20 protein-coding genes are annotated in these 21989 nt (G+C 72.9%); 10 read left to right on the top strand and 10 right to left on the bottom strand.

Translation table 11 applies throughout. The features are described from left to right. Positions 1-230: 230 nt before the first annotated feature. The 3 genes from AC0680_RS37360 to AC0680_RS37350 all read right to left on the bottom strand — a co-directional run bounded on the left by AC0680_RS37360 (position 231) and on the right by AC0680_RS37350 (position 2495). Complete coding sequence (locus AC0680_RS37360) at positions 231-1088, bottom strand: fumarylacetoacetate hydrolase family protein (protein ID WP_478637497.1); 858 nt, start codon at positions 1086-1088, stop codon at positions 231-233. 139 nt (positions 1089-1227) lie between these two features. Next, positions 1228-2040 carry a YidC/Oxa1 family membrane protein insertase gene (locus AC0680_RS37355; protein WP_478637496.1) on the bottom strand — a complete coding sequence of 271 codons (813 nt, stop codon included), beginning with the start codon at positions 2038-2040 and terminating at the stop codon, positions 1228-1230. Positions 2041-2189: 149 nt separating this feature from the next. Beyond that, positions 2190-2495, bottom strand: coding sequence for a DUF6412 domain-containing protein (locus AC0680_RS37350; RefSeq protein WP_478637495.1), 306 nt, complete (start codon positions 2493-2495; stop codon positions 2190-2192). A gap of 164 nt (positions 2496-2659) precedes the next feature. On the opposite strand from AC0680_RS37350, the gene AC0680_RS37345 reads away from it, so the two are divergent. The 3 genes from AC0680_RS37345 (at position 2660) to AC0680_RS37335 (ending at position 6995) form a co-directional block, all read left to right on the top strand. Beyond that, positions 2660-4579 (top strand): AMP-dependent synthetase/ligase, encoded by a 1920-nt coding sequence (locus AC0680_RS37345; protein ID WP_478637494.1) that lies wholly within the window; start codon positions 2660-2662, stop codon positions 4577-4579. Positions 4580-4749: 170 nt separating this feature from the next. Next, the gene (locus tag AC0680_RS37340; protein WP_393486537.1) at positions 4750-5397 is read left to right on the top strand and encodes a DUF4142 domain-containing protein; all 648 of its coding nucleotides are present in this window, start codon (positions 4750-4752) and stop codon (positions 5395-5397) included. A 143-nt stretch (positions 5398-5540) separates the two neighbouring features. Next, on the top strand, positions 5541-6995 hold the full coding sequence (locus AC0680_RS37335) for a DUF1996 domain-containing protein (RefSeq protein WP_478637498.1): 1455 nt from the start codon (positions 5541-5543) through the stop codon (positions 6993-6995). Here AC0680_RS37335 and AC0680_RS37330 read toward each other — a convergent pair. Continuing rightward, positions 6970-7557, bottom strand: a complete 588-nt coding sequence (locus AC0680_RS37330) for a hypothetical protein (protein WP_478637493.1) — start codon at positions 7555-7557, stop codon at positions 6970-6972. The genes AC0680_RS37335 and AC0680_RS37330 overlap by 26 nt on opposite strands. Before the next feature lie 121 nt (positions 7558-7678). Between AC0680_RS37330 and AC0680_RS37325 the strand changes: the two genes are divergently transcribed. From AC0680_RS37325 to AC0680_RS37315, 3 genes are all read left to right on the top strand, one after another. Then, positions 7679-8440 (top strand): hypothetical protein, encoded by a 762-nt coding sequence (locus tag AC0680_RS37325; RefSeq protein ID WP_478637492.1) that lies wholly within the window; start codon positions 7679-7681, stop codon positions 8438-8440. 86 nt (positions 8441-8526) lie between these two features. Further along, positions 8527-9075 (top strand): CchlQ, encoded by a 549-nt coding sequence (locus AC0680_RS37320; RefSeq protein WP_478637491.1) that lies wholly within the window; start codon positions 8527-8529, stop codon positions 9073-9075. A gap of 22 nt (positions 9076-9097) precedes the next feature. Next, the gene (locus AC0680_RS37315; protein WP_478637490.1) at positions 9098-9871 is read left to right on the top strand and encodes a class I SAM-dependent methyltransferase; all 774 of its coding nucleotides are present in this window, start codon (positions 9098-9100) and stop codon (positions 9869-9871) included. An 11-nt stretch (positions 9872-9882) separates the two neighbouring features. Here the strand turns inward: AC0680_RS37315 and AC0680_RS37310 are convergent, their stop codons facing one another. Next, a complete protein-coding gene (locus tag AC0680_RS37310) occupies positions 9883-11238 on the bottom strand; it encodes an FG-GAP-like repeat-containing protein (protein WP_478637489.1) in 1356 nt (451 codons plus the stop codon). A gap of 215 nt (positions 11239-11453) precedes the next feature. After that, the gene (locus tag AC0680_RS37305) at positions 11454-12509 is read right to left on the bottom strand and encodes a PucR family transcriptional regulator (protein ID WP_478637488.1); all 1056 of its coding nucleotides are present in this window, start codon (positions 12507-12509) and stop codon (positions 11454-11456) included. Between the two features lie 348 nt (positions 12510-12857). On the opposite strand from AC0680_RS37305, the gene AC0680_RS37300 reads away from it, so the two are divergent. The 3 genes from AC0680_RS37300 (at position 12858) to AC0680_RS37290 (ending at position 16285) form a co-directional block, all read left to right on the top strand. After that, a complete protein-coding gene (locus tag AC0680_RS37300; RefSeq protein WP_478637487.1) occupies positions 12858-13622 on the top strand; it encodes a hypothetical protein in 765 nt (254 codons plus the stop codon). Then, positions 13619-15157, top strand: a complete 1539-nt coding sequence (locus tag AC0680_RS37295; protein WP_478637486.1) for an NADH-ubiquinone oxidoreductase-F iron-sulfur binding region domain-containing protein — start codon at positions 13619-13621, stop codon at positions 15155-15157. The genes AC0680_RS37300 and AC0680_RS37295 overlap by 4 nt, the downstream gene beginning before the upstream one ends. 162 nt (positions 15158-15319) lie before the next feature. Further along, positions 15320-16285, top strand: coding sequence for an SCO0930 family lipoprotein (locus AC0680_RS37290; RefSeq protein ID WP_478637485.1), 966 nt, complete (start codon positions 15320-15322; stop codon positions 16283-16285). Here the strand turns inward: AC0680_RS37290 and AC0680_RS37285 are convergent. Genes AC0680_RS37285 through AC0680_RS37270 form a run of 4 tightly spaced genes read right to left on the bottom strand, consistent with a single transcriptional unit; the run spans position 16266 to position 20286 of the window. Next, complete coding sequence (locus tag AC0680_RS37285; RefSeq protein WP_478637484.1) at positions 16266-17822, bottom strand: sodium:solute symporter family protein; 1557 nt, start codon at positions 17820-17822, stop codon at positions 16266-16268. The two genes, AC0680_RS37290 and AC0680_RS37285, sit on opposite strands and share 20 nt — an antisense overlap. Next, positions 17819-18064: a DUF3311 domain-containing protein gene (locus tag AC0680_RS37280; protein ID WP_478637483.1), complete on the bottom strand. Its 246-nt coding sequence runs from the start codon at positions 18062-18064 to the stop codon at positions 17819-17821. The genes AC0680_RS37285 and AC0680_RS37280 overlap by 4 nt, the downstream gene beginning before the upstream one ends. A gap of 32 nt (positions 18065-18096) precedes the next feature. Then, positions 18097-18873 carry a class E sortase gene (locus AC0680_RS37275; RefSeq protein WP_478637482.1) on the bottom strand — a complete coding sequence of 259 codons (777 nt, stop codon included), beginning with the start codon at positions 18871-18873 and terminating at the stop codon, positions 18097-18099. Positions 18874-18933: 60 nt separating this feature from the next. Further along, positions 18934-20286, bottom strand: coding sequence for a DUF445 domain-containing protein (locus AC0680_RS37270; RefSeq protein ID WP_478637481.1), 1353 nt, complete (start codon positions 20284-20286; stop codon positions 18934-18936). 284 nt (positions 20287-20570) lie between these two features. On the opposite strand from AC0680_RS37270, the gene AC0680_RS37265 reads away from it, so the two are divergent. Continuing rightward, positions 20571-21881: an SGNH/GDSL hydrolase family protein gene (locus AC0680_RS37265; RefSeq protein ID WP_478637480.1), complete on the top strand. Its 1311-nt coding sequence runs from the start codon at positions 20571-20573 to the stop codon at positions 21879-21881. Positions 21882-21989 lie beyond the last annotated feature (108 nt).

The following is a 21989-nucleotide window of genomic DNA, read 5'->3' as shown; positions in this document are numbered from 1 at the left end:
ACTCGACTACCTGCACACGAGGGCTGACGTACACCCCCACGGTCTTCTCCCACCCACAACGGGAGGGGGCGGGCCGGAGGGGTAGGGGTGTGGGACGTAAAGCGCAGCAGTCCCACACCCCTACCCCTCCGGCCCGTCACCGGCAGCCGAACAGCCCCGCGCAGCGGACCCAGCCCGCCGCAGGCGAACCCAGAGAAACCGCCACGGCGGGCCAGCCGAAGACGGCGAGCCTAGGCGTCCTTGAGCTCCTGCCGCTGGCGCCCCAGCCCGTCGATCTCCAGCTCGACGACGTCGCCGGCCCGCAGATACGGCTTGGGCTCCGGCTGCCCCATGGCGACGCCGGCGGGTGTACCGGTGTTGATGACATCGCCCGGGTGCAGCGTCATGAACTGGCTGACATAGCGGACCACTTCGGCGACCGGGAAGATCTGGTCGGCGGTCGTGCCGTCCTGCTTCAGCTCGCCGTTGACCCACAACCGCACCCCGAGTGCCTGCGGGTCGGGCACCTCGTCGGCGGTCACCAGCCAGGGGCCCAGCGGGTTGAACGTCTCGCAGTTCTTGCCCTTGTCCCACTGGCCGCCGCGCTCGATCTGGAAGGCGCGCTCGGAGACGTCGTGCGCCACCGTATAGCCGGCCACGGCCGCCAGCGCCTGCTCGTCGCTCTCCAGGTAGCGGGCGGTCCGGCCGATGACGACCGCCAGCTCCACCTCCCAGTCGGTCTTCACGCTGCCGCGCGGCACCAGCACCGTGTCGTCGGGGCCGACGACGGTGTCCGGGGCCTTCATGAAGAGGATCGGCTCCTCGGGGGGCGCCGCCCCCGTCTCCCGGGCGTGGTCGTGGTAGTTCAGCCCGATACACACGATCTTGCCGATCCGGGCCACCGGCGGACCGGTGCGCAGCCCGGCGGCGTCGAGCCGGGGCAGCTCGCCGGACGCGGCGGCGCCGCGCAGCCGCGCCAGCGCCCCGTCGTCGGCGAGCAGCGCCCCGTCGATGTCCGATACCAGGCCCGAGAGGTCCCGCAGGACCCCCGCCTCGTCGAGCAGCGCCGGGCGTTCCGCCCCCACCGGTCCGACACGCAGCAGCTTCATCGGTTCAACTCCCGTGGTCGAAGGGTCGGCCCTGGAAGGGTCCTTCCGGGCCGGCCGATGGGGGACGGCCATCGAGCGATTTGGCTGATCCTCCAAGAAGGTGGTCCAGTCTGCAAGACCCCGTTCACGGACTGGACCGTTACTGAGGGGTAGTAACGATGCCGCGCTCCTTGGCCGACCGCGCCTCGCGGCCCGCCGCCCCGCCCCGCTTCGTCCGCTCGCCCTGCCGGTCCCGCTCGCCCTGCCGGTCCCGCTGGAGCAGTGCCCGCTCGCACGCCGTCCAGGTCGTCGTCGTCACCATGTACAGCCCGGCGGCCAGCGGCAGCACGGCGACCGTGATCAGCGTGCCGAAGGACAGCAGCGGCAGCACCTTGCCCATCGCGGCCATCCCCGGGACCGCGGCCGAGCCCGCGGCCGGCGCCGGGGCCGCGGCCGCCGCGGCCCGTGCGCGCCGGTAGTTCCAGGTGGCGACCGCCGCGATCAGCGCGAACAGTGCGAGGTAGACCAGGCCGTGCGGACCGAAGGGGCCGCCGTCGGCGAGCGCCTGGCTCCAGTGGCCGCCGAGCGGCGCGCCCAGCAGCGTGTGGTCGAGCAGCCCACCGCCCCCCGTGGAGAAGAGGTGGTACATCACGAAGAAGACGGGCAGCTGGAGCAGGGTCGGCAGGCAGCCGGCCAGGGGCGAGGAGCCGGTCTTGGCGTACAGGTCGGCCATCGCATTCTGCAGCCGCTCCGGGTCGCCCTTGTGCTTGCGCTGCAGCGCGGCGAGCTGCGGGGCGAGCGCGGCCCGGGCCTTCTCGCCGCGGACCGCGGCACGGGCGAGCGGATGCAGCGCGGCGCGTACGGCCAGGGTGAACAGGACGATGGCCACGGCCGTGGCCGCGGTGCCGAAGAGCGGTTCGATCGCTTGGGCGCCGCGCGCAAGCGCATCGCCGAGGAAGCCGAAAACGGACATGGGTGAGCCCTCCACGGGTCTCGTCGTACCGGGATGTGGATTCGGCGTGACGAGCCACGCGGACGCGGATAACGGTCCGGAAGGAAGAGAAGGCAAAGAAGAAAGAGCAGCGCCGTAAGGGAAAAGAGCAGCGCGGTCCGGACGTGCGTCTACGCGGTCGTCGGGAGGGCGCGGCCCGGTGCCCTCGGCCGCGGGCGCCCGGCCGCGTCGGGATCGCGCTGCGGCAGGAACGCCGTACGTCGCTCGCGGTCGCGGATCGCCGTACGGATCCGGCCCGGTGGAAGGGGCGGCGCACCCGCCGCGATCAGGAAGGCGCTGCACAGCAGCAGCACCGCGGCGGTGGTCGCGGCGGCGGTCAGGGCCGTCGCCAGCCCGCTCTGCGCGAGCAGGACCCCGGCCAGGAAGAAGAAGAGCGAGCAGGTGTACAGGCGCCAGGCGTCGACGATGCGATACATCCGCTCCCCTCCCCGCGTCTGGCCGGCCGTCAAGACTTGTCGTCTTCCGCTCAAGAGTAACCGGAGATCTGGGCAGCGGGCGGACCGGCCGGTAACTTGCCCTCCCTGCCGTGGGGACGGCAGTGGACCAGGGGGGAATCAAGGGGGAACACCTAGGAGGTGCTGTGCGCGACATCAGCGTTCCGGCCCTGGCGGCTCCACTGCGGACCGGCGGTCTGGCCGACTCCGTCTTCGACACCGCCGCCCACCAGCCGGACTTCGTCCAGCTCGCCCGCCGCGACGACCGCGGGCCGGGCGGCTGGCAGGAGGTGTCGGCGAAGACGTTCCGCGACGAGGTCATGGCGCTGGCCAGGGGGCTGCTGGCGGAGGGCGTCCGGCCCGGCGCCCGGGTCGCGCTGATGTCCCGTACCCGCTACGAGTGGACGCTGTTCAGCTATGCGCTGTGGGCGATCGGCGCCCAGCTGGTCCCGGTCTACCCGACCGCGTCGGCCGAGCAGCTGCGCTGCATCCTCAACGGGGCGGCGGTGACCGCGATCGTCGTCGAGCACGAGGCCCACGCCATGACCGTGGCGGAGGCCTGCGACGACCGCTCCCGGCTGCGCCGGCTGTGGCAGCTGGACCTGGACTGCGTGGCGCGGCTGGCGGAGGAGGGCACCCGGCTGCCCGAGGCGGACGTGCACCGGCTGCGGCACGCGGTCACCCCGCGCAGCACCGCCGCGATCGTGCACACCTCGGGCACCAGCGGGCAGCCGCGCGGCTGTGTGATCACGCACGCCAATCTCGCCGCCCAGTGCGACACCCTCTACGCGGGCTGGGGCGGGCTGCTGGCCCGGCCCGGCGAACGCCCCTCGCTGCTGGCCTTTCTGCCCTTCGCGGGCGTCTACGGGCTGATGGTGCAGGTGGCGTGTCTGCGCGGCGGGGTGCAGCTCGCCCACCAGCCCGACGCGTCCTCGGACGAACTGCTGCCGGCCCTGGCGTCGTTCCGTCCGACGTTCCTGTTCGCGGTCCCGTACGTCTTCGAGAAGATCTGCGCGCACGCCGGGCGGGCCGCGGAACAGGCGGGCCGGCGGCGGACGTTCGACGCGGCGATGACGGTGGCGGTGCGCTACGCCGAGGCGCTGGCGGCCGAGGCGCAGGGCACCGGGCGCGGGCCCGACCCGGTCCTGCGGGCCCGGCACGCGCTCTACGACCGGCTGGTGTACTCCCGCATCCGGGAGCTGCTGGGCGGCCGGGTGGCCACGGCCGTCTCCGGCGGCTCACCGCTGCTGAAGGAGCTGGGGCTGCTCTTCGCCGGCATCGGGATCACCGTCTACGACGGCTACGGCCTGACGGAGACCAGCGGCGCGATCACCGTACAGCCGCCCGGGAAGGTGCGGTTCGGGACGGTGGGCCTGCCGCTGCCGGGCAGCGCGGTGCATCTGGCGCTGGACGGCGAGGTGTGGGTGCGCGGCGCGGTGGTGTTCGCCGGCTACCTCGATGCCGGGAACGGCGGTGGCGGCACGCCGGGCAGCGGGCTGTACGACGGCTGGCTGCCGACCGGCGACCTCGGGCATCTGGACGAGGAGGGCTACCTGGTCATCACCGGGCGCAAGAAGGACATCATCATCACCAGCAACGGCAAGAGCGTCGCCCCGCAGGGCCTGGAGCAGCGGTTGTGCGCCCATCCGCTGATCTCGCAGTCGGTGGTGGTCGGCGACAACCGGCCGTATGTGACCGCGCTGATCACCCTGGATCCGGAGGCGCTCGCGCACTGGCGGCGGCTGCGGGGCGACACCGACGGGCACGGCGACAGCGGCTCGGGGCCGTCGCCGCGGGAGCAGCTGGAGGCGGAGGTGCGGCGGGCGGTGGCCCGGGCCAACGCCTCGGTGTCCAGGGCCGAGTCGATCCGGGCGTTCCGGGTGCTGCCGGGCGAGTTCAGCCAGGAGTCCGGGCTGATGACGCCGTCGATGAAGCTGCGCAGGGCGGCGATCGTACGGGCCTACGCCGCGGAGATCGACGCCCTGTACGCGCGCGGGGAGCGCGAGGCACCCGACACCCGCAGCGAGCGTCGCCGGTGGACGGCGGCAGGCCTGTACGCGCGCTGAGCGCAGGGGGCGGCCACCCCCGCGGACGGGGCCGGGCCCGCACGCGGCACCGTAGCAGTGTCGCGGCGGGCCCGGCCGTTATTTGTCCAGGGGTGAGAACCCCGGCCGCAAGGCCCGGTCCGCCCCCTAGCGTCCGGTGGCATTCCAGTAGGGACGAACCGGGAGGCCGTGTGCGGTCGATCCTCAGCAACTCCGCAGCATCCGGGCGGACCATCGCCACCGGACTGGTCGTCGCCGCGCTCGTGGCCACGCTCGCGGCAGTGCTGCTGCCCGTGCAGCTCTTCGGTGAGACCGCGTCCGCGGCGACCAACACCGTCGCGTACGACGACGACGGCGGCGGGACGGTGAACACCCGCTACGGTCCGCTGACCGCGATGGACCGCGACTTCGTGCGCAAGGTCAGACTGGCCGGGCTGTGGGAGCTGCCCGCGGGACGGCAGGCGCAGGAGCGCGGCACGACCGCCGCGGTGCGCACCGCGGGCGACCATCTCGTCGCCGGGCACACCGAGTTGGACCGGCGGTCGATCGAGGCCGGGCGGGCGCTGGGCATCCAGCTGGCCAATCAGCCCACGCCCCAGCAGCAGGGCTGGCTCGCGCAGATGAGCGCCGCCCAGGGCGACGACTTCCCGCCGGTCTTCGCGGAGCTGCTGCGCCGGGCGCACGGCAAGGTCTTCGGCCTGGTGGCGATGGTCCGCGACCAGACCCAGAACTCCATGGTGCGCGCCCTGGCGAACCGGGCCAACACCGTCGTGCTGGACCACATCACGGTCCTGGAGAAGACCGGACGGGTCGACTTCCACACGCTGCACAGCAGCTGAGCCCCGCACGGCCCCGGGCGGCGGCGCCCCTCCCCTCCCCTCTCATCCCCTCACCCCCCTCATCTCCCCGGACGAAGCGAAGTGATCTCATGAGGCAACGGCAGCAGGCCCAGTCCCATAAACGCTCGCGTTTGACGAACAGAATGCTGGTCGCCGCGGCCGCGCTCCTGCTGGGCGGCGGTGGCCTGGCCGTGGTCGCCACCACGGCGCTGGCCGGCAACAACGCGCCCGACGCGGCGGCCGGCCATCCGCACATGGTGACCGCCACCACCGTCTCCTGCCCCGACGTGGGCCAGAAGCTGCGGAAGGTGCCGCGCAGCGCCCAGCTCCAGGTCTCCAAGGGGCTGGCCTCGCTCGACCGCCAGGTATCCGACGCGTACCACAAGATGACCGAGGGCGCGGGCGACGAGATCCTCGCCCGGCTCAAGAAGCAGCGGTCCCGGACGATCGGCACGATGGTGACGGCGATCGCCAAGGACGCCGCGCGGCCGGACTACCTGCTGAAGATGAGCGGCTGTACGACCAAGCCCACCGGCGAGGACGGCCAGGCCGCCGCCAAGTCCACCAACGACGGCTGGAGCCAGAACCAGCAGCAGTACCCCGACCAGAGCCAGCAGGACCCGAACCAGAGCCAGCCGCAGGACCCCGACCAGGGCCAGCAGCCGGGGCAGGTCCAGGGACAGGACGGCGGGCAGCAGCAGCCGGGGCAGGTGGGCGGCCCCTCCCCCGACGACTTCGTCGACATCACCACCGTCCAGCCCAACGCGGGCGACCCGCCCTTCGCCGCTCCCCAGGGGAACAACGCCTCGACCGGCACCTTCACCACCGAGTGCGGCCGCAACGAGGACGGGCACTTCAACTCCGACAACGTCATCGTCACGCCCGGCGTCAGCAACGGCGCCCACCACACCCACGACTACGTCGGCAACAAGGCCACCGACGCCTTCGCCAACGACCGCAAGCTCGCCGACTCCGACACCACCTGCCAGAACGGCGACCAGTCCACCCACTACTGGCCGGTGCTGCGCAAGCTGGACGGCACCTCGGAGCAGAAGCCGGGCGCCGGCCACGACGGCAACAACGGCTCGGTGCTGACCCCGGCCTCGGTCGACCTCACCTTCCGCGGCAGCCAGAGCGGACAGGTCCGGGCGATGCCGCGCTTCTTGAAGATCATCACCGGTGACGCCAAGGCGTTCACCAACGGCACGAAGAACGCCAACGCCTCCTGGAGCTGCACCGGCTTCGAGGACCGCCAGCTCAAGGACAAATACCCGCTCTGCCCCCAAGGCTCCCAGGTCGTGCGCACCTTCGCCTTCCAGAACTGCTGGAACGGCCGCGACATCGACAGCGCCAACCACCGCGACCACATGGCCTTCTCGGACCAGAACGGCAACTGCCCGAACGGCTTCACGCCCGTCCCGCAGCTCGTCCAGCGCATCACCTACGACGTCCCGCAGGGCAACAGCTTCGCCGTCGACAGCTTCCCCGAACAGCTCCACAAACCGGTCACCGACCACGGCGACTTCATCAACGTGATGCCGGACGACCTGATGAACAAGGCGGTCAACTGCATCAACAGCGGGCGTGAGTGCCGCTGACGCACGCGGGCAGCAGGGGCCGGTCCGCCGCACGGCGGACCGGCCCCCTCGCTTGGCCGCCGGCCGTAATGGGCGCGCGGCGGGCCCTCACTTCCTCAGCAGGCCCAGCTCCCGCAGCCCGTAGTGGCGGATGCCGTCGGTGCGCGGTCCGGCCGCGCAGCACCCAGAAGCCGCCGCGCCGGTAGCCCGGACCGCTGAACGCGGAGCCGGTCAGCAGGTCCGCGCAGCCGTCCCGCTCGCCGTCCAGGAGCTGGAGGGTGGCGCCGAACCGGGTTCTGTCGGCCGCGCCCGGAAGGTGCTTGTCGCGGTACGCGATGCGCTGCACGGCGCGCATCCGGGCGCCGTCCTTCGTCGCCTCGAACCGGGAGACCAGGAGGGTGCGGGTGGTGTGGTACTTGCCGGTGCCGAGGGTGGACACGGCCTCGGCCTCGGCCCGCTTCCGGGAGTCGGCGGCCCCCGAGGGGCAGCCGGCGCCGGCGCTCGGGGCCCTTCCACCAGCACCGCGGGACGACAGGGTGCGCACGGCCACGGCACCCAGGGCCACCGCTGCGATCGCTCTCATGCGGGCCGATTGTGCGCCATGTCCAGGTCAACACCACCGCCCCGGCGGCGTCCCCCGGCAACCCGGTAAGGTGGCAACCTTCGGGCGGCCCACGCACCCGGAGTCCCCGAAGGCGTACGCCATGACGCACCCCGACCGCACCGCCGGTGACGCACGACTGCGGCTGTCCGCCGCGCTGGACCGCCTCGGCGCCGTCTTCCGCGGTATGACCGCCCACCCCGACGAGAGCAACTGCGAGTGCCACTGGGGCAGCGCGGAAGACCTCGCCCTGCTGAAGGTGCCGGACGCGGAGCTCTACCCCGACCTGCTGCAGCGCACCTGGCAGGCCACCGACTGGACCTACAAGGCGTCGGTGCTGCGCCGCATCCTGCCCCAGTTCGCCACCGCCCTGGCCGCCGGCCGCATCGAGCCCCTCTTCGGCATGGAGGAGGCCGGCCTCACCTTCCACCGCGCCGGCTGGCAGCAGTGGCCCGCCGAACAGGCCGCGGCCGTACGGGAGTTCCTCGACGCCTGGTGGGAGCACACCCTCACCGACCCCGACCCCGCCGTGCCCGCGTACCAGGTCCTGACGCTGACCGCCGAGGCGTCCGGCACCCTGACCCCCTGGCTCCGCACCTGGGAGACCCACCCCCGCCCCACGGCCGACCGGCATCTGGCCCAGGCCGTGGACCAGTGGGAGTCCGAGCTGCTGCGCGACGAGCTGCCCTGGGACACCTGGCACGACAAGGAAGCCACCCGCACCGAGCTCGCGGCCTGGCTCCTGCGCCACGCCCCCGCCCGGCTGCGCTCCCACGGCGCCCCCGAGGACCTGCTGCACCGGATACGGCTGCTCGGCCTCACCGAGTCCGACCGCTGGGACGATCCGCACTGGCCCGGCTTCTGATTCCCGCACCGTGCGGCGATCGCCACATCGGCCTGATCTTTCCGTTCTTCCTGTTCTTCGCGGCCGCCCGCGCGTAGATTCCGGACGTGGACTGGGGGACGTTGGTGGCGACGGTCAGCGGTGGCTCGATCGCCATATCCGGGACCGTACTCGCCGACTATCTGCGGCACCGCCGCGAGGACGACCGCGGCGCGGGGGCACGCCGACGCGCGGTGTACATCGAGTTCATCCGCGCCGCCGGAGCGTGCCATGCGCGGCTGCGGCAGATCGCACAGGACCCGGATGCCGAGGTCGACTTGGAGGCCGCCACCCGGGCGGCGATGGACGACGCCAAGATCCACGAGGTGCGCGAGAACCTCTTCCTCGACGCGAGCACCGCCGTCGCCGGCTCGGGCCAGACGATGTTCGAACGGCTCCGCGCCCTGCGGCGGGCCGTCGCCGAAGGAGCCGCGCAGGACTCACCGGCCTTCCACGACGCCTACCACCCCTATATCGGCGCGGTCTGGGCCTACCGGGTGGCCGTACGACGGGAACTCGAAGGACGGCCGCTGTCCCCCGCGGAGTTCGGCTGGGCGGACTGGGACGGCACGGACCGCTGCGCGGTCTGCCGGCAGACCGCCGCTCCGCGCACCTGAAACCGCAAGCGAAGGGAACGGGATGGACCGCCACATCCGCACGGTGGACGACGTACTCAGGCTTCTGGACGGCCTGTTCGCGCCGGAGGCCGACCGCTGGACGACGGACGGCGCCGCCTGGTGGGACGGCTTCTACGCGGACCGCTCCAAGCCGGTGCCGTTCTTCGTCGCGAAGCCCGACGAGAACCTGGTCTCCTACCTCGAACGCGGTCTGCTCACGCCGGGCCGGGCCCTCGATCTGGGCTGCGGTCCCGGCCGCAACGCGCTCCACCTCGCCGCACTCGGCTTCGAGGTGGACGCCGTCGACCTCTCCCCCCAGGCCATCGCCTGGGCGAAGGACCGCGCCCAGGAGGCGGGCGCCGAGGTCGCCTTCCACTGCGGCGACGCGTTCGCCCTCGCCGGCACCGCGCTCGGCGGACCCTACGACCTGATCTACGACTCCGGCTGCTTCCACCATCTCCCGCCGCACCGCCGGATCAGCTACCTCGCCCTGCTCGACCAGGTCCTCGCCCCCGGCGGCCACCTCGCCCTGGCCTGCTTCGCGGCCGGCGCGATGGGCTCCGAACTCCCCGACGGCGACTTCTACCGCAACGCCGGCCTCCAGGGCGGCCTCGCCTACACCCCGGCGGACCTGCGCCGGATCTTCCGCGACCTGACGGAGCTCGAACTGCGCCGGATGCACGACGAGCCCGCCGGCTCCCCGCACTTCGGCGAACCCTTCCTGTGGACCGCCCTGTTCCGTCGCGACGCACCGCGGTCCCGGGCGGGCGGCGGCGCCCGCCCGGGAGTCGGCTGAAGCGGGCACCGCTACTGGAGCATGCCCTCGATGACGTCCGTGTCCGCTGCGGAGACACCGGTCGTGGTGACGCCGGACGCCGTGCCGGGCAGGCGGAGCGAGCCGTCGACGATGCCGGTGACGTACAGGTCGGCATGGCCGTCGCGATCGGTGTCGCGCAGCCGGACCGTGGCCCCGAAGCAGTCGTTCCACGCCACCGAGCCCGGTACGCCGGGGGTGTTGCGGGCGAACCACTGGGAGCCGGTGCCGGTGACGCCGTTCGGGCCGCCGCGCAGGACGTGGAACCCGCCCTCGGTCGTCTTCGCGCTGATCTGCTCCCCGTACACGCCGACCGCCAGGTCCTGGTAGCCGTCGCCGTCGACGTCGGCGGCCGAGAGGGAGGAGCCGAAGCTGTCCCCGGTCTCGGGGGTGCCGGCGACGCCGGCGGTGGCCTGGGTGATGCGGGCGCTGGCGGCGGGGCCGGTGGCCGAGCCGTACCAGAGCGAGACCCGGCCCTGGTAGTTGCCGTACATCATGCTGCCGACCGCGAGGTCCCCGTAGCCGTCCTTGTTGAAGTCGGCGATCACTCCCGCCCCTTCGGCGCCGTCCCCGTAGCCGTTGACCAGGCGCAGGGTCTTGCCCGGGGTCAGCGTGGCGCCGCCCTTGACGAACCAGGCGTCGGTACCGAACTCCGGAGCGTTCGCGAGCCCGACGACGACCAGGTCGGTCCTGCCGTCGCCGTTGACGTTCCCGGCGACCAGGGACCGGGCGTCGAGGCTCGCCGAGGTCCTGTCGAGGGTGGTGACCGGACCGGCCGCGCCGGCCGGGGTGATCGGACCGCGGTGGACATACGTCTTGCCCGCGCTGATCGCGGCGAGGTCCTTCTTGCCGTCCCCGTCGAAGTCACCGACGGCCAGGTCCCGGCCGAAGTGGCCGTCGGACTTCTTGGCGCCCATGTTGGGGACCGAGGTGCCGCCGGAGAGGCCGCCCGCACCGCCCCACAGGATGGTGACCGAGCCCTGCTCGCTGCGCCCGTCGACGTCCTCGCCGTACGCCGTGACCGCCAGGTCCGCGTATCCGTCGGCGTTGAAGTCGGCGGGGGCCATGACGCCGCCGAACAGGTCGCCGTCCTCGTCGGCGCCGGGGACACCGGGGCTGGACTGGTCGATCACCTGGGTCCGGGTGCCGGGTCCGGTGGCGGTGCCGAAGGTGACCAGGACGCCGCCGCCCGGGCTGTGGCCGGGCGAGTAGGTGGCGTAGTCGCGGTAGCCGTCGCCGTTGAAGTCGTCCGCGTACTTGGCGGCGGCCGCGCTCGCGGGGGGTGCCACGAGGACGGGGACGAAGGCCGCCACCAGAAGCGCCGCGCAGGCTGCGGGGCGTATGCGCATGAAATCTCTCCGATGTCTCCGTGCGACCGCCCGTGCGCCGGGGGATGTCCCGGGGGCACGGGTCGGTTGACGAACATCAGACACCGGGCGAGGGGGAAAGGTTGCCGCCCGACCGGTCCCGGTCGCGGGTGCGCGGGGCGCGGGGCCGAAGTGGCGTCACGCCGAGGGGTGGCCGGCGTCACGTCAGCGTGTGCGGGGCGAAGGACCCCGCCGGGTCATAGGCCGTTGACCCGGGCCTCCCGGGCCACGCCCAGCGGTCGGATGGAGGAGGCGACGGCGCGGGCCCGGCGGCCGGCGCGGGCCCGGTAGGAGCGGACATGGGCCATGAGCCGGCGGCTGCGGAGGGCCATTTCGAGTTCGAAGCGGGTACGGGGGTCGCGCAGGACCGGGCCGAAGAGCTTCTCGATCTGGCGCAGGCGGTAGCGGACCGTCTGCGGGTGGACGTGCAGGAGCTTGGCGGCTTCGGGCGCACCACCGCCCTCCAGCCAGGCCAGCAGGGTGACTTCGAGGCGTTCGCTCTGACGTGGGGTCAACTCCTCCAGGGGGCCGAGCCAGCGGGAGGTGAGGGCGTCGGCCAGGGACTCGTCCTGCAGGAGCAGCAGTGCCGAGAGGTGGTCGTCCACGAAGGCGGGGCGGGTGTCCGGGCCGACCCGGCCGGGGGCCAGGGTGAGCAGATACCGGGCCCAGCGGAGGGAGGAGGCGGTGTCGGTGGCCGGGACGACGTGGCCGACCGCCGCGGCACGGCCCTTGAGGGCCGCCTCCAGTCGGGGCCTGGTCTGGGTGGCCGGGTCCGGGACGAAGAGGCAGGTGTAGCCCTCGACGGTGCCGATCAGGGCGTGCCCCAGCGCGGCGGCGAGTTGGGGCGCCTCGGCGGGGGTGGCCAGGACGACGGCCTGGAGGGTGTCGGGGACGGGCCAGCCGGCCGCCCGGGCGAGTTCGTGCAATCCGTCGTCCGGCACCTCGCGTTGACCGGCGAGGACGTCGAAGAGGTCCTGGCGGGCCCGCGCGACGGGCATCGGGGTGACGACGGACGATACCGCCGGACGTTTACTTTCCGACTCTTTCTGGTAACCCAGTACTGTCAGCAGGGCCTGTTCCAGGGCCCATTCGGCCTCTTCTATGGGGGTATCACCGAGAAGTGCGGCCAATGCGGGAAATCCGCGTTGCAACTCCGCGACCACCTTCTCGGCGAGGTCCGGGAGTTCATTTCTGACCACCCGGGTCCACTCGCCTCGGGGACGCGACCAGATGCGGTCCAGCAGATCACACATCGCTACCTCGATCCTGGCGGGGATGCGGCTTGTTCAGTTCAGAGGGTGGGCGCCCCCGTGCGCCTGACTCGGCATCATCCGGAGTGACGCCGTGCGCCCGCGACGCCGGTGCAGGAATTTGTCACAGCGCGATAAACCTTACGAAAGCCTGAACGGGCTCGGAGATGCTTTTCCGCATCCGGATCACAGCCGGATCACGGCAAGATAACGCCCTGCGTATCCACCCGGTTACGGAATGTTTAGTGTTACCGGGGGTCACCCGTACAAAAGCCGTCGGGCAAATACCACCGCAGGGAAATTTCAACGAAATTCGCATCCCGCACCCGTGCTCCGACACCGGGAGGTCCGATGTCCGCACCGCGTTTGCAGAGCCGCCAGAGCCGCCAGGGCCGTCGCGCGGCACACCGGGCCCGGCCCTCGCCGACCGCGCCCCGCCCCCGGCGCCCGCCGAAGGAACCCGGGCCGCCGGGCCGTTCGTCCGGCGGCTTCGCCTCAACCACCGTGCTGCGCCCCGCACTTCCGGCCGCGCTGCTGCTCTTCATCGCCGTCACCCTGCACTCCGGCGCGATGGACACCCTGATGCAGTTCCTGGACTTCGGCGCCGGGGTGCTCGCCCTGGTCTCGCTGTCCGTCACCGTGCTGTGGGGACTGGCCGCCACCGACCGGATGGTGCTGCACTCCGGCCACCGGCTGCTCGCCCAGGCCGTGCACCGCGGCACGGGCGTGGCCGGACTCGGCTTCCTGGGCCTGCACATCTGGGTGAAGGTCGCCGAGGGGCACGTCGGCACGGCCTCCGTCGCGGTGCCGTTCACCGACGGAGCCCGGCCGGTGCTCATCGGCATGGGCACGCTCGCCGCGTATGTGTTCGTCGCCGTCGCGGTGACCGGCGCGGTACGCGGCGCGTTCACCGGCATCACCGCGTCCCGCTGGTGGCGGGCGCTGCACATGAGCGCGTATCTCGCCTGGGGCCTGGCCCTGGTGCACGGCCTGAAGTCGGGCCGTGCGGCGGCCGGCTGGGCCGTCGCCGGATACGCCGTATGCCTGGCCGCGGTCGCCGTACGACTGGCGCTGCGGCTGCGTGATTCCCGCAGGAACTCAGGAGAACTTTCATGACCGCCCCCGCCCCCACCCAACTACTGCCGGCGCTGACCGGACCCGAACCCGTGCCGACGCTGGCGTCCTTCGGCCCGCCGCGGCTGCTGGCCGGGCTCGACGAGACGCCGCGCATGGACCGGGTGGCGCATCTGGCCCGGCACGGCAGCCTCCCCCAGCTCTCCTCCCAGGAGCTGGTGGCGCTGGCGGAGGACACCGACCTGCGCGGCCGCGGCGGCGCGGGCTTCCCCTTCGCCCGCAAGCTGACCGCCGTGATGGACGGGATGCGGCGCGCCGACGGCAAGGGCGCCGTGGTCGTCAACGGCAGCGAGGGCGAGCCCAGTTGCCTCAAGGACACCGCGCTGCTGCTGCACGCACCCCATCTGGTGATCGACGGCGCCCTGCTGGCCGCCGAGGCGCTGGGCGCGCAGGAGGTCGCCATCGGGGTGACCCGCGAGGACGTCGAGCGGTCGGTGCGGCGGGCGATCGGCGAACGCGGCCCGGTCCGGCCGGCCTTAAGGGTCACCCTGCTCACCGAACGGTTCGTCACGGGCGAGGGCACCGCGATGACCAACGGGCTGGGCGGCGGTCCCGGACTGCCCTCGGGCCGCAAGGTCCGCTCCAGCGAACGCGGCCTGAACGGTGTGCCGACCCTGCTGTCGAACACCGAGACCTACGCCCAACTCGCCGTGGCCGCCCGGCTCGGCGCGCTCGGCTACCGCAACGCGGGGCTGCCCACGGAGCCCGGCACGCTGCTGCTGACGGTCGGCGGCAGCATGGTCGTGGAGGTCCCCTACGGGGTGCAGCTCAACCGGGTCCTCGCGCTGTGCGGGTCCGACCCGGGGCTGGGCGTCCTGCTCGGCGGCTACCACGGCACCTTCATCTCCCCCGAGGACGCCCGTACCGCGACCCTCTCCCGGGAGGCGCTGACCGCTTACGGCGCGGTGCTCGGCGCCGGTGCGGTGCTGCCGATCCCCTACGACACCTGCCCGGCGGGCGAGACCGTACGGGTCGCGCAGTGGATGGCCGCCGAGTCGGCCGGCCAGTGCGGCCCCTGCGTGCTGGGCCTGCCCGCGCTCGCCGACGAACTCGCCCGCGCCGTACGGGGCGGCGGCGATGCCGCCCTGGACGCCGTGCGGGCCCGGATGCGGGCCGTGGAGAAGCGCGGCGCCTGCAGCCACCCGGACGGTACCGCGCGCTTCGTCGCCTCGGCTCTCGCCGCCTTCCCCGAGGAGTTCGAGCGGCATGCGCGAGGGTTCGGGTGCGGCCGCCCGGTGACCGGGGCGCTGCCGGTCACCGGGCACCAGCCGCCACCGTCCACCACGCCCGCGCCGGCGAAGTCGACCGCCCCGCCGCAGGAGCGGCTGCTGGTCGACTGGACGCTGTGCCGCGGCCACGGCCTGTGCGCCGATGTGGTGCCCGGTGTCGTCAAGCTCGGCCCGGACGGCTACCCGGAGCGGGCCAGCATGCCGCTGCCGGCCCGGATGCGGCGCCGCGCGCAGCTGGCGGTGCGCCGCTGCCCGGCGCTGGCGCTGCGGGTGCAGGGCGGCAACTGACCGTTCCCGCAAGGGTTTTCGGCCGACCGGCAAAAAACCCGGCGCCGGTTGAACACCGGGCACCCCGCGGCGCGTACTCCCCGGGCGACGGCACCCGCCGGCGAACAGGCGACGGCGACCCGCCCAGCAATCGACACCATCAGCCACTGCAGAGGAGACACCATGATCACTCGACGTCGTGCGGGACTCGCGGCCGCCGCGGCCGCCACCCTGGCGCTCACCGCCGCCTGCGGCAGCAGCGGCAACCAGAGCTCCGGCACGCCCACCACCGACACCGTCCAGCCGGCCGGCCAGGGCACCAGCGACTACGGCTACGGCTCCTCCGGCTCCGGCCAGGGCGGCGACGGGTACGGCGGCCAGGCCGGCGGCGACAGCGGCAAGGAGACCAAGGCCGGGCCGAGCGCCGGGGCGCTGGCCCTGCACCAGGACGCCAAGCTCGGCCCGGTCGTCACCGACGCCAAGGGCATGACGCTCTACCGCTTCGACAAGGACACCCCCGATCCCGCCAAGTCCAACTGCTCGGGCTCCTGCGCCACCACCTGGCCGCCGGTCCCCGCCGACGGCGCCACGGCCCCCGCCGGCATCGCCAAGAGCGCCCTGGGCTCGGTCACCCGCGCCGACGGCGTCAAGCAGCTGACCATCGGCGGCTGGCCCGCCTACCGCTACGCCAAGGACACCAAGGCCGGCGACACCAAGGGCCACGGCGTCGGCGGCACCTGGAACGCGCTGGCCGCCGACGGCAAGAAGGCCGGCGTCCAGCCGCCCGCCGACGTCTCGGTCCTCAACCAGCCCGAGCTGGGCGAGATCCTCGTCGACGGCAAGGGCCGGACCCTCTACCGCTTCAACAAGGACAGCGCCTGGCCGATGAAGTTCGCCTGCAACGACGCCTGCCTGGACACCTGGAAGCCGGCCAAGCCCGCCGACCGCTCCAAGCTCACCGGTATCGCCCCCAAGCTGATCTCCACCGTCACCCGCCCCGACGGCATCAAGCAGCTGGCCGTGGACTGCTGGCCGGTCTACTGGTTCACCGGCGACAAGCAGCCCGGTGACATCACCGGCCAGGGCAAGATGGGCCTGTGGTTCGCGGTCTCCAAGGACGGCAAGAAGATCACGACGCCGGCGAGCTGACCGGAGCCTCCCGCGCCGGGCCACCGCCTCGGGGGAACTCCTCGTCCAGCGCCAGCACCTCGGCGTCCGGCCGCTCGTCGCGCTCGCGCGGCCCCAGCCAGGTGACCGCCAGCGCCACCGCCGTGTTCACGGCGAGCCCGACGATCCCGGCGTTCATCCCCCACACCGGGTCGTGTCCCCCGAAGACCAGGACACAGACCAGAGCGAAGCCCGCCACCAGGCCGCTCACCGCGGCGTACAGCGTCAGTCGCCGCCACACCAGCCCCAGCAGCACCATCGGCACGAGCTGCGCCATGCCCTCGTACGAGATCAGCGACAGCCGGACGAGGGTGTGGGGGGCGGTGTAGGTCAGCAGCAGCGCCACCGTGCCGGCCGCCACCACCACCAGCTGGGACCACAGCTTCTGCCGCCCGCCCGCCGCCGGTCCCTCCCCGCGGGTCCCCCTGTTGAGCCGGGGGATCGCCCCCAGGACGCTCCTCCCCCACATCGTGCCGATGACGAGCATGAACACGGCCATCGGCACGATGGAGGAGAGGGCGGCGGCCACCCCGATCAGGCCCACGGCCCAGGCCGGGAGCGAGTCCACCACCAGCTTGAACAGCGCCAGGTCGGAGTCCGCACCGGTCAGACCCGGCACCACGAACAGCGCCGCCATGCCCAGCAGCATCGGCACGAACAGCAGCACGTTGTAGAAGGGGAGGTACATGGCGTTGCGGCGCAGCGCATCGGCGTTGCGGGCGCCCAGATAGCCCGCGACGGTCGTCGGGAAGATCACCACCGTCAGGGAGTTGACGATGGTGGTGGTGGCGAACCACAGCTGCCCCAGTCCGCCCGAGGAGTGGCCGGGGAAGGTCAGCCACTGCGGCTTCTCGGCGACGATCCGGTCGAGGAAGGGCCCGTAGCCGTCGAAGTAGTGCAGCGGTACGTAGCCGACGAGGAAGCCGAGGGTGCCGATGACCAGGACGTCCTTGAGCACCGAGACCCAGGCGCTGCCGCGCAGCCCGCTGACCACGACGAAGCCGGTGGTGACCGCGAAGCCGAGGAAGTAGGCCCAGTTGAGGCTGATGGCACCGTAGGAGATCGTCGAGACGACCACGCCCATGCCGGTGATCTGGAGCTGGATGTAGGGCAGCAGGCAGACGGTGGCCAGCAGGGCGACGGCGGCGCCGAGCCAGGGCCGGCCGTAGCGGTGCGCGACGATGTCGGTGAGGCCGACCAGGCCGTGCCGGCGGGCGTAGGCCCACAGCATCGGCCCGACGACATAGCCGATCGCATAGCCGCAGGACATGTAGGCCAGCACGAAGAGCACGGGGGCGCCGAAGTTGTAGCCCCAGCCGGCCGCGCCGAGGTAGCTGAAGCTCGTGTAGCTCTCGCCGGCCATCAGCACCCAGATGAAGACGGTGCCCAGGCTGCGGCCGCCCACCGACCACTCCGCCAGGCCGCCGCCGGCTCCCCTGCCCCGCACCGCGAGCAGCCCCAGGACCACGGTGAGCACCATGAAGCCGCCGAACACGGCGGTGGAGACCGCGGCGTTCACGAGCCCTCCCCGCCCAGGCCCCGCCTGAGGTCGCCGCGCCGCGCCAGCCACACCGACAGCGGGGTGGCGAGCGTCGCCAGCAGCATCCACACGACCAGGAACGGCAGTCCCATGACGGTCGGTGTCACCCGGTTCACCAGCGGCAGCACCGCCAGGAACAACACATAGGGCAGCAGCAGCCACAGCAGCGCCGGGCGCTTTCGGGAGCCCGGGGTTCGACCACCGGAGGACTCGTTTCGCACGTGATCAGAGCCTAGAGGACCCATGACCGCGCTCACCGCGACTGTGTCGACCGCAACACGCCCCAGACCACCAGCCGGTAGGCGGAGCTGTAGTCGGGCGTACAGGTCGTCAGGGTCAGATAGGCGCCGGGCGCGGTGAAGCGGTAGGCGGGGTGCACGCCGCTGTGGGGCACGGCGGCCAGGACCGTGCCGTCGCCGGGGGTGGTCCGCGGCAGGATGCGCACCACGGCGTAGGTGTGGCGGGCCTCGACGGTGTCGAGGACGACGGTGTCGCCCGGCCGCAGCCGGTCGAGGTGGCGGAACGGCTCACCGTGCGTGTTGCGGTGCCCGGCCAGCGCGACGTTCCCGGCCCCGCCCGGCTGGGCGCTGTGCGGATAGTGGCCGACATAGCCCCTGTTGAGGACCGCGGCCTTGCCGGTGCCCTCGGCGACGGGCGCGGTCAGGCCGATCCGCGGGATGCGCAGGACGGCGTAGGCGAGGTCCGGCGGGGGCCGGCCGGCGGTGCGGCGGGGCGCACCGGGCGGCGCGGTGCGCTCGCCGGCCCGCGGTGCCCGCGCCCCGTCGCCGTCGGGCCCCGGGGCCGCGGCCAAGGACGGCGGCGACGTCCGCCACTGCCGCTCCAGCCGCGCCACCTGGTCCCGCGCCGCGTCCTGGGCCTGGCGGTTGGTCCACCACAGCTGGTGCACGACGAGCAGCAGCAGGACGACGCCGAGCGTCACGGCCAGCTCCGCGCCCGTCCACAGCGCCCGCACGGCGCGGGGGCGACGGGTTCGCCGCCCCTGTACGACCACCGGTATCCGCTCCCGCACGCGGGCACGGTAGGCCCTCGGGCCGCAGGCCGCCAGAGGCGGCGCGCCCCCGCCGGGGGATCAGCCGCCGAGCGCCTGGGAGACGGTGTAGATGGCAAGGCCGGCCAGCGCGCCGACGACCGTGCCGTTGATCCGGATGAACTGCAGGTCGCGGCCGATGTGCGCCTCGATCTTCTTCGAGGTGTGCTCGGCGTCCCAGCCGGCGACGGTGTCGGTGATCAGGGCGGTGATCTCGCCCTGATACGTCGTCACCACATAGACCGCCGCGCCCTCCAGCCAGCGGTCCACCTTGCCCTGCAGCCGCTCCTCGTCGGCCAGCCGCCGCCCCAGGGACAGCAGCGCCGCCCGCACCCGCAGCCGCAGTTCGCTGCGCTCGTCCTCGGCGGCGGCCACGATCATCGCGCGGACCGAGCCCCAGGCCGAGGCGATCAGGTCCTGCACCTCGCCGCGGCCCAGCACCTCCGACTTCAGCCGCTCGACCCGGGCGCGGGTGTCCGGGTCGGACTGCAGATCGCCCGCGAAGTCCCGCAGGAAGCGGTCGATGGCGCCGCGGGCCGGATGCTCGGGCATGTCGCGCATCTCGGTGACGAAGCGCAGCAGCTCCTTGTAGACCCGGTCGCCCACCTTGCGGTCGACGAACCGCGGGGTCCATCCGGGAGCGCCGCCGGAGACCGCCGACATGACGGAGTCGCCGTGCTCGACCAGCCAGTCGTGGGCGCGGGCGACGACCAGGTCGACCACCCGCTTGTGGCCGCCCTCGGCGACGACCTTCTCCAGCATCGTGCCGATGCCGGGGGCGATCTCCTGGGCGTCGGCACGCCGGGTGATGGCCTCGCCGACCACCGCCTGCACATCGGAGTCGCGCAGTACGGTCAGCGCGCCGCGCAGCGCGGTGGACACCTCGGCGGTGACCCGGTCGGCGTTCTTCGGCTCGGCGAGCCAGCCGCCGAGCCGCCGGCCGATGCCGACGGAGCGCAGCCGGCTCCGTACGACCTCGCCGGACAGGAAGTTCTCGCCGACGAAATCACCCAGGCTCCGACCCAGTTGGTCCTTCTTCGTCGGAATGATGGCGGTGTGCGGGATCGGCAGCCCCATCGGCCGCTTGAACAGTGCGGTGACCGCGAACCAGTCGGCCAGCGCACCGACCATCCCGGCCTCCGCGGCCGCCGCGACGAACCCCGTCCAGCCGCCCGCCCCGGAGCCCTGGGCCGCCTTCGCCACGGCGTAGACCAGGGCGACGGCCAGCAGCAGGCCGGTGGCCAGCGTCTTCATCCGGCGGACGCCGCGCCGCCGCTCCTCGTCGGCCGCCCCGAAGGCGAAACCGCCGCCCGGCACCACCCGGCCGCCCGGGGCGGCACCCCGCGCGGGGTCCGGTGACCCGTTCGGCGCATTGCCCGCTTCCATCCGTTCCATCCGCTCCACCGCTCCCACCGTGCCCCCCGCCCTCCGTACGGCCCCTCGCGCGCCGCGCGTCCGGCCGCCGATCCGGCCGTATGTCCCACTGTGACCTACTCCCGGAACGAACCACGAGTTCCCCGCGTCCATGCCAAGGCGACATCGAGCGGCCCGCCGGGCGGCTCCCCGGGGGTCCGTGGGATCATGAGGGACCGATCGGACCGCAACGGTGCCGCTGATCATCCGCTGCCCTTGCCCGCCCGGAGCCTGCTGCTCCGCTTTCCTCAGGAGACCGCTCCCGCATGAAGAAAAGTGTGGGTTACGCGCTGCTCGCCGGTCTGGCGGCGTTGGTGGTGCTGATCTCGACGGCGATATTCGTCGGCTTCGGCGGCGACGACGACGAGCCCCGCGGCTCCTCGCACAAGCCGCGCGACCCCGCGGCACCCGCGGTCTCCGGGCAGTGGGTCGGCACCTGGTCGGCGGCCGCGGCCGCGGCCGAGCCCGGCACGCTGGACGGCTATGCGGGCATGTCGATACGCAATGTCGTCCACACCAGCGTCGGCGGGTCCGGTGCCCGCATCCAGCTCTCCAACCTCTTCGGCACCCGCCCGCTGGTGGTCAGCCACGCCTCGGTGGCGCTGGCCGCGGCCCCCAGCAACCCCACCGCCGCGGACGGCACCATGCGCCGGCTGTCCTTCGGCGGCAAGCCCGCGGTGACCATTCCGGCGGGCGGCGCGGTCACCAGCGACCCCGCCCGGCTGAAGGTGCCCGCCGACGCCGACCTCCTGGTCACCACGTACTCGCCCTCCCCCTCGGGCCCCGCCACCTACCACCCGTACGCCCGGCAGACCTCCTACCTGGCGCGCGGCGACCGCACCGAGGACGCCACCGGCGCCGCCTACACCGAGCAGAGCCCGTACTGGCGCTATCTGACCGGCGTGGACGTCTGGAGCACCGAGGCGACGGGCACGGTCGTCGCCATCGGCGACTCGATCACCGACGGCATCACCTCCACGGCCGGCGCCAACCACCGCTGGACGGACTACCTCGCCGCCCGGCTGCGCACCGAACCCGGCGCGCCCCGCTACGGCGTCCTCAACCAGGGCATCAGCGGCAACCGCCTGCTGGTCAACGGCAGCAAGTTCTCCCCGAACAACGGGCCCAGCGTGCTCTCCCGCCTGGACCGCGACGCCCTGTCCCGTACCGGCGTGAAGGCCGTGGTCGTCGAGATCGGCCTCAACGACCTCTTCAAGACCCCGCGCCAGCTCGACCCGCAGAAGATCGTCGCGGGCATGCGGCAGATCGTCCGCGAGGCGCACGCCCGCGGCCTGCGCGTCACCGGCTCCACGCTTACGCCGTTCGGTGGGCACCGGGGCTACTCCACCCAGCTGAATTCCGTCCGCGAGCAGGTCAACCGGATCATCCGCTCCGGCACGGTCTACGACGAGGTCGTCGACTTCGACAGGGCCCTGCGCGACCCCGCCTCCCCGGTCCGCCTCCGTCCGGCCTACGACTCCGGCGACCACCTGCACCCCAGCGACGAGGGCTACCGCGCGATGGCCGACGCCCTCGACCTCGACCGCCTTCGACAGTCGGCCCCCACGTCGCTGTAGCTGCGCTTGGCTTGCTTCCCACGTTGTCGGCTTTCCCGCCGTGGGGGCTTCTCGCCGTTGCGCCTGTCCGCTGCGCTTGGCTTGCTTCCCACGTTGTCGGCTTTCCCG

Source organism: Streptomyces sp. NPDC043738 (genome assembly GCF_056436545.1).
This window is presented reverse-complemented; position numbering and strand designations above follow the sequence as displayed.

Bases quoted from the DNA above. Each gene is read 5' to 3' on its own strand.
- AC0680_RS37330 (WP_478637493.1), bottom strand. From the start codon at position 7,557: ATGAGAGCGATCGCAGCGGTGGCCCTGGGTGCCGTGGCCGTGCGCACC.
- AC0680_RS37295 (WP_478637486.1), top strand. From the start codon at position 13,619: ATGACCGCCCCCGCCCCCACCCAACTACTGCCGGCGCTGACCGGACCC.
- AC0680_RS37350 (WP_478637495.1), bottom strand. From the start codon at position 2,495: ATGTATCGCATCGTCGACGCCTGGCGCCTGTACACCTGCTCGCTCTTC.
- AC0680_RS37265 (WP_478637480.1), top strand. From the start codon at position 20,571: ATGAAGAAAAGTGTGGGTTACGCGCTGCTCGCCGGTCTGGCGGCGTTG.
- AC0680_RS37305 (WP_478637488.1), bottom strand. From the start codon at position 12,509: ATGTGTGATCTGCTGGACCGCATCTGGTCGCGTCCCCGAGGCGAGTGG.
- AC0680_RS37310 (WP_478637489.1), bottom strand. From the start codon at position 11,238: ATGCGCATACGCCCCGCAGCCTGCGCGGCGCTTCTGGTGGCGGCCTTC.
- AC0680_RS37325 (WP_478637492.1), top strand. From the start codon at position 7,679: ATGACGCACCCCGACCGCACCGCCGGTGACGCACGACTGCGGCTGTCC.
- AC0680_RS37270 (WP_478637481.1), bottom strand. From the start codon at position 20,286: ATGGAACGGATGGAAGCGGGCAATGCGCCGAACGGGTCACCGGACCCC.
- AC0680_RS37360 (WP_478637497.1), bottom strand. From the start codon at position 1,088: ATGAAGCTGCTGCGTGTCGGACCGGTGGGGGCGGAACGCCCGGCGCTG.
- AC0680_RS37315 (WP_478637490.1), top strand. From the start codon at position 9,098: ATGGACCGCCACATCCGCACGGTGGACGACGTACTCAGGCTTCTGGAC.
- AC0680_RS37290 (WP_478637485.1), top strand. From the start codon at position 15,320: ATGATCACTCGACGTCGTGCGGGACTCGCGGCCGCCGCGGCCGCCACC.
- AC0680_RS37335 (WP_478637498.1), top strand. From the start codon at position 5,541: ATGCTGGTCGCCGCGGCCGCGCTCCTGCTGGGCGGCGGTGGCCTGGCC.
- AC0680_RS37300 (WP_478637487.1), top strand. From the start codon at position 12,858: ATGTCCGCACCGCGTTTGCAGAGCCGCCAGAGCCGCCAGGGCCGTCGC.
- AC0680_RS37355 (WP_478637496.1), bottom strand. From the start codon at position 2,040: ATGTCCGTTTTCGGCTTCCTCGGCGATGCGCTTGCGCGCGGCGCCCAA.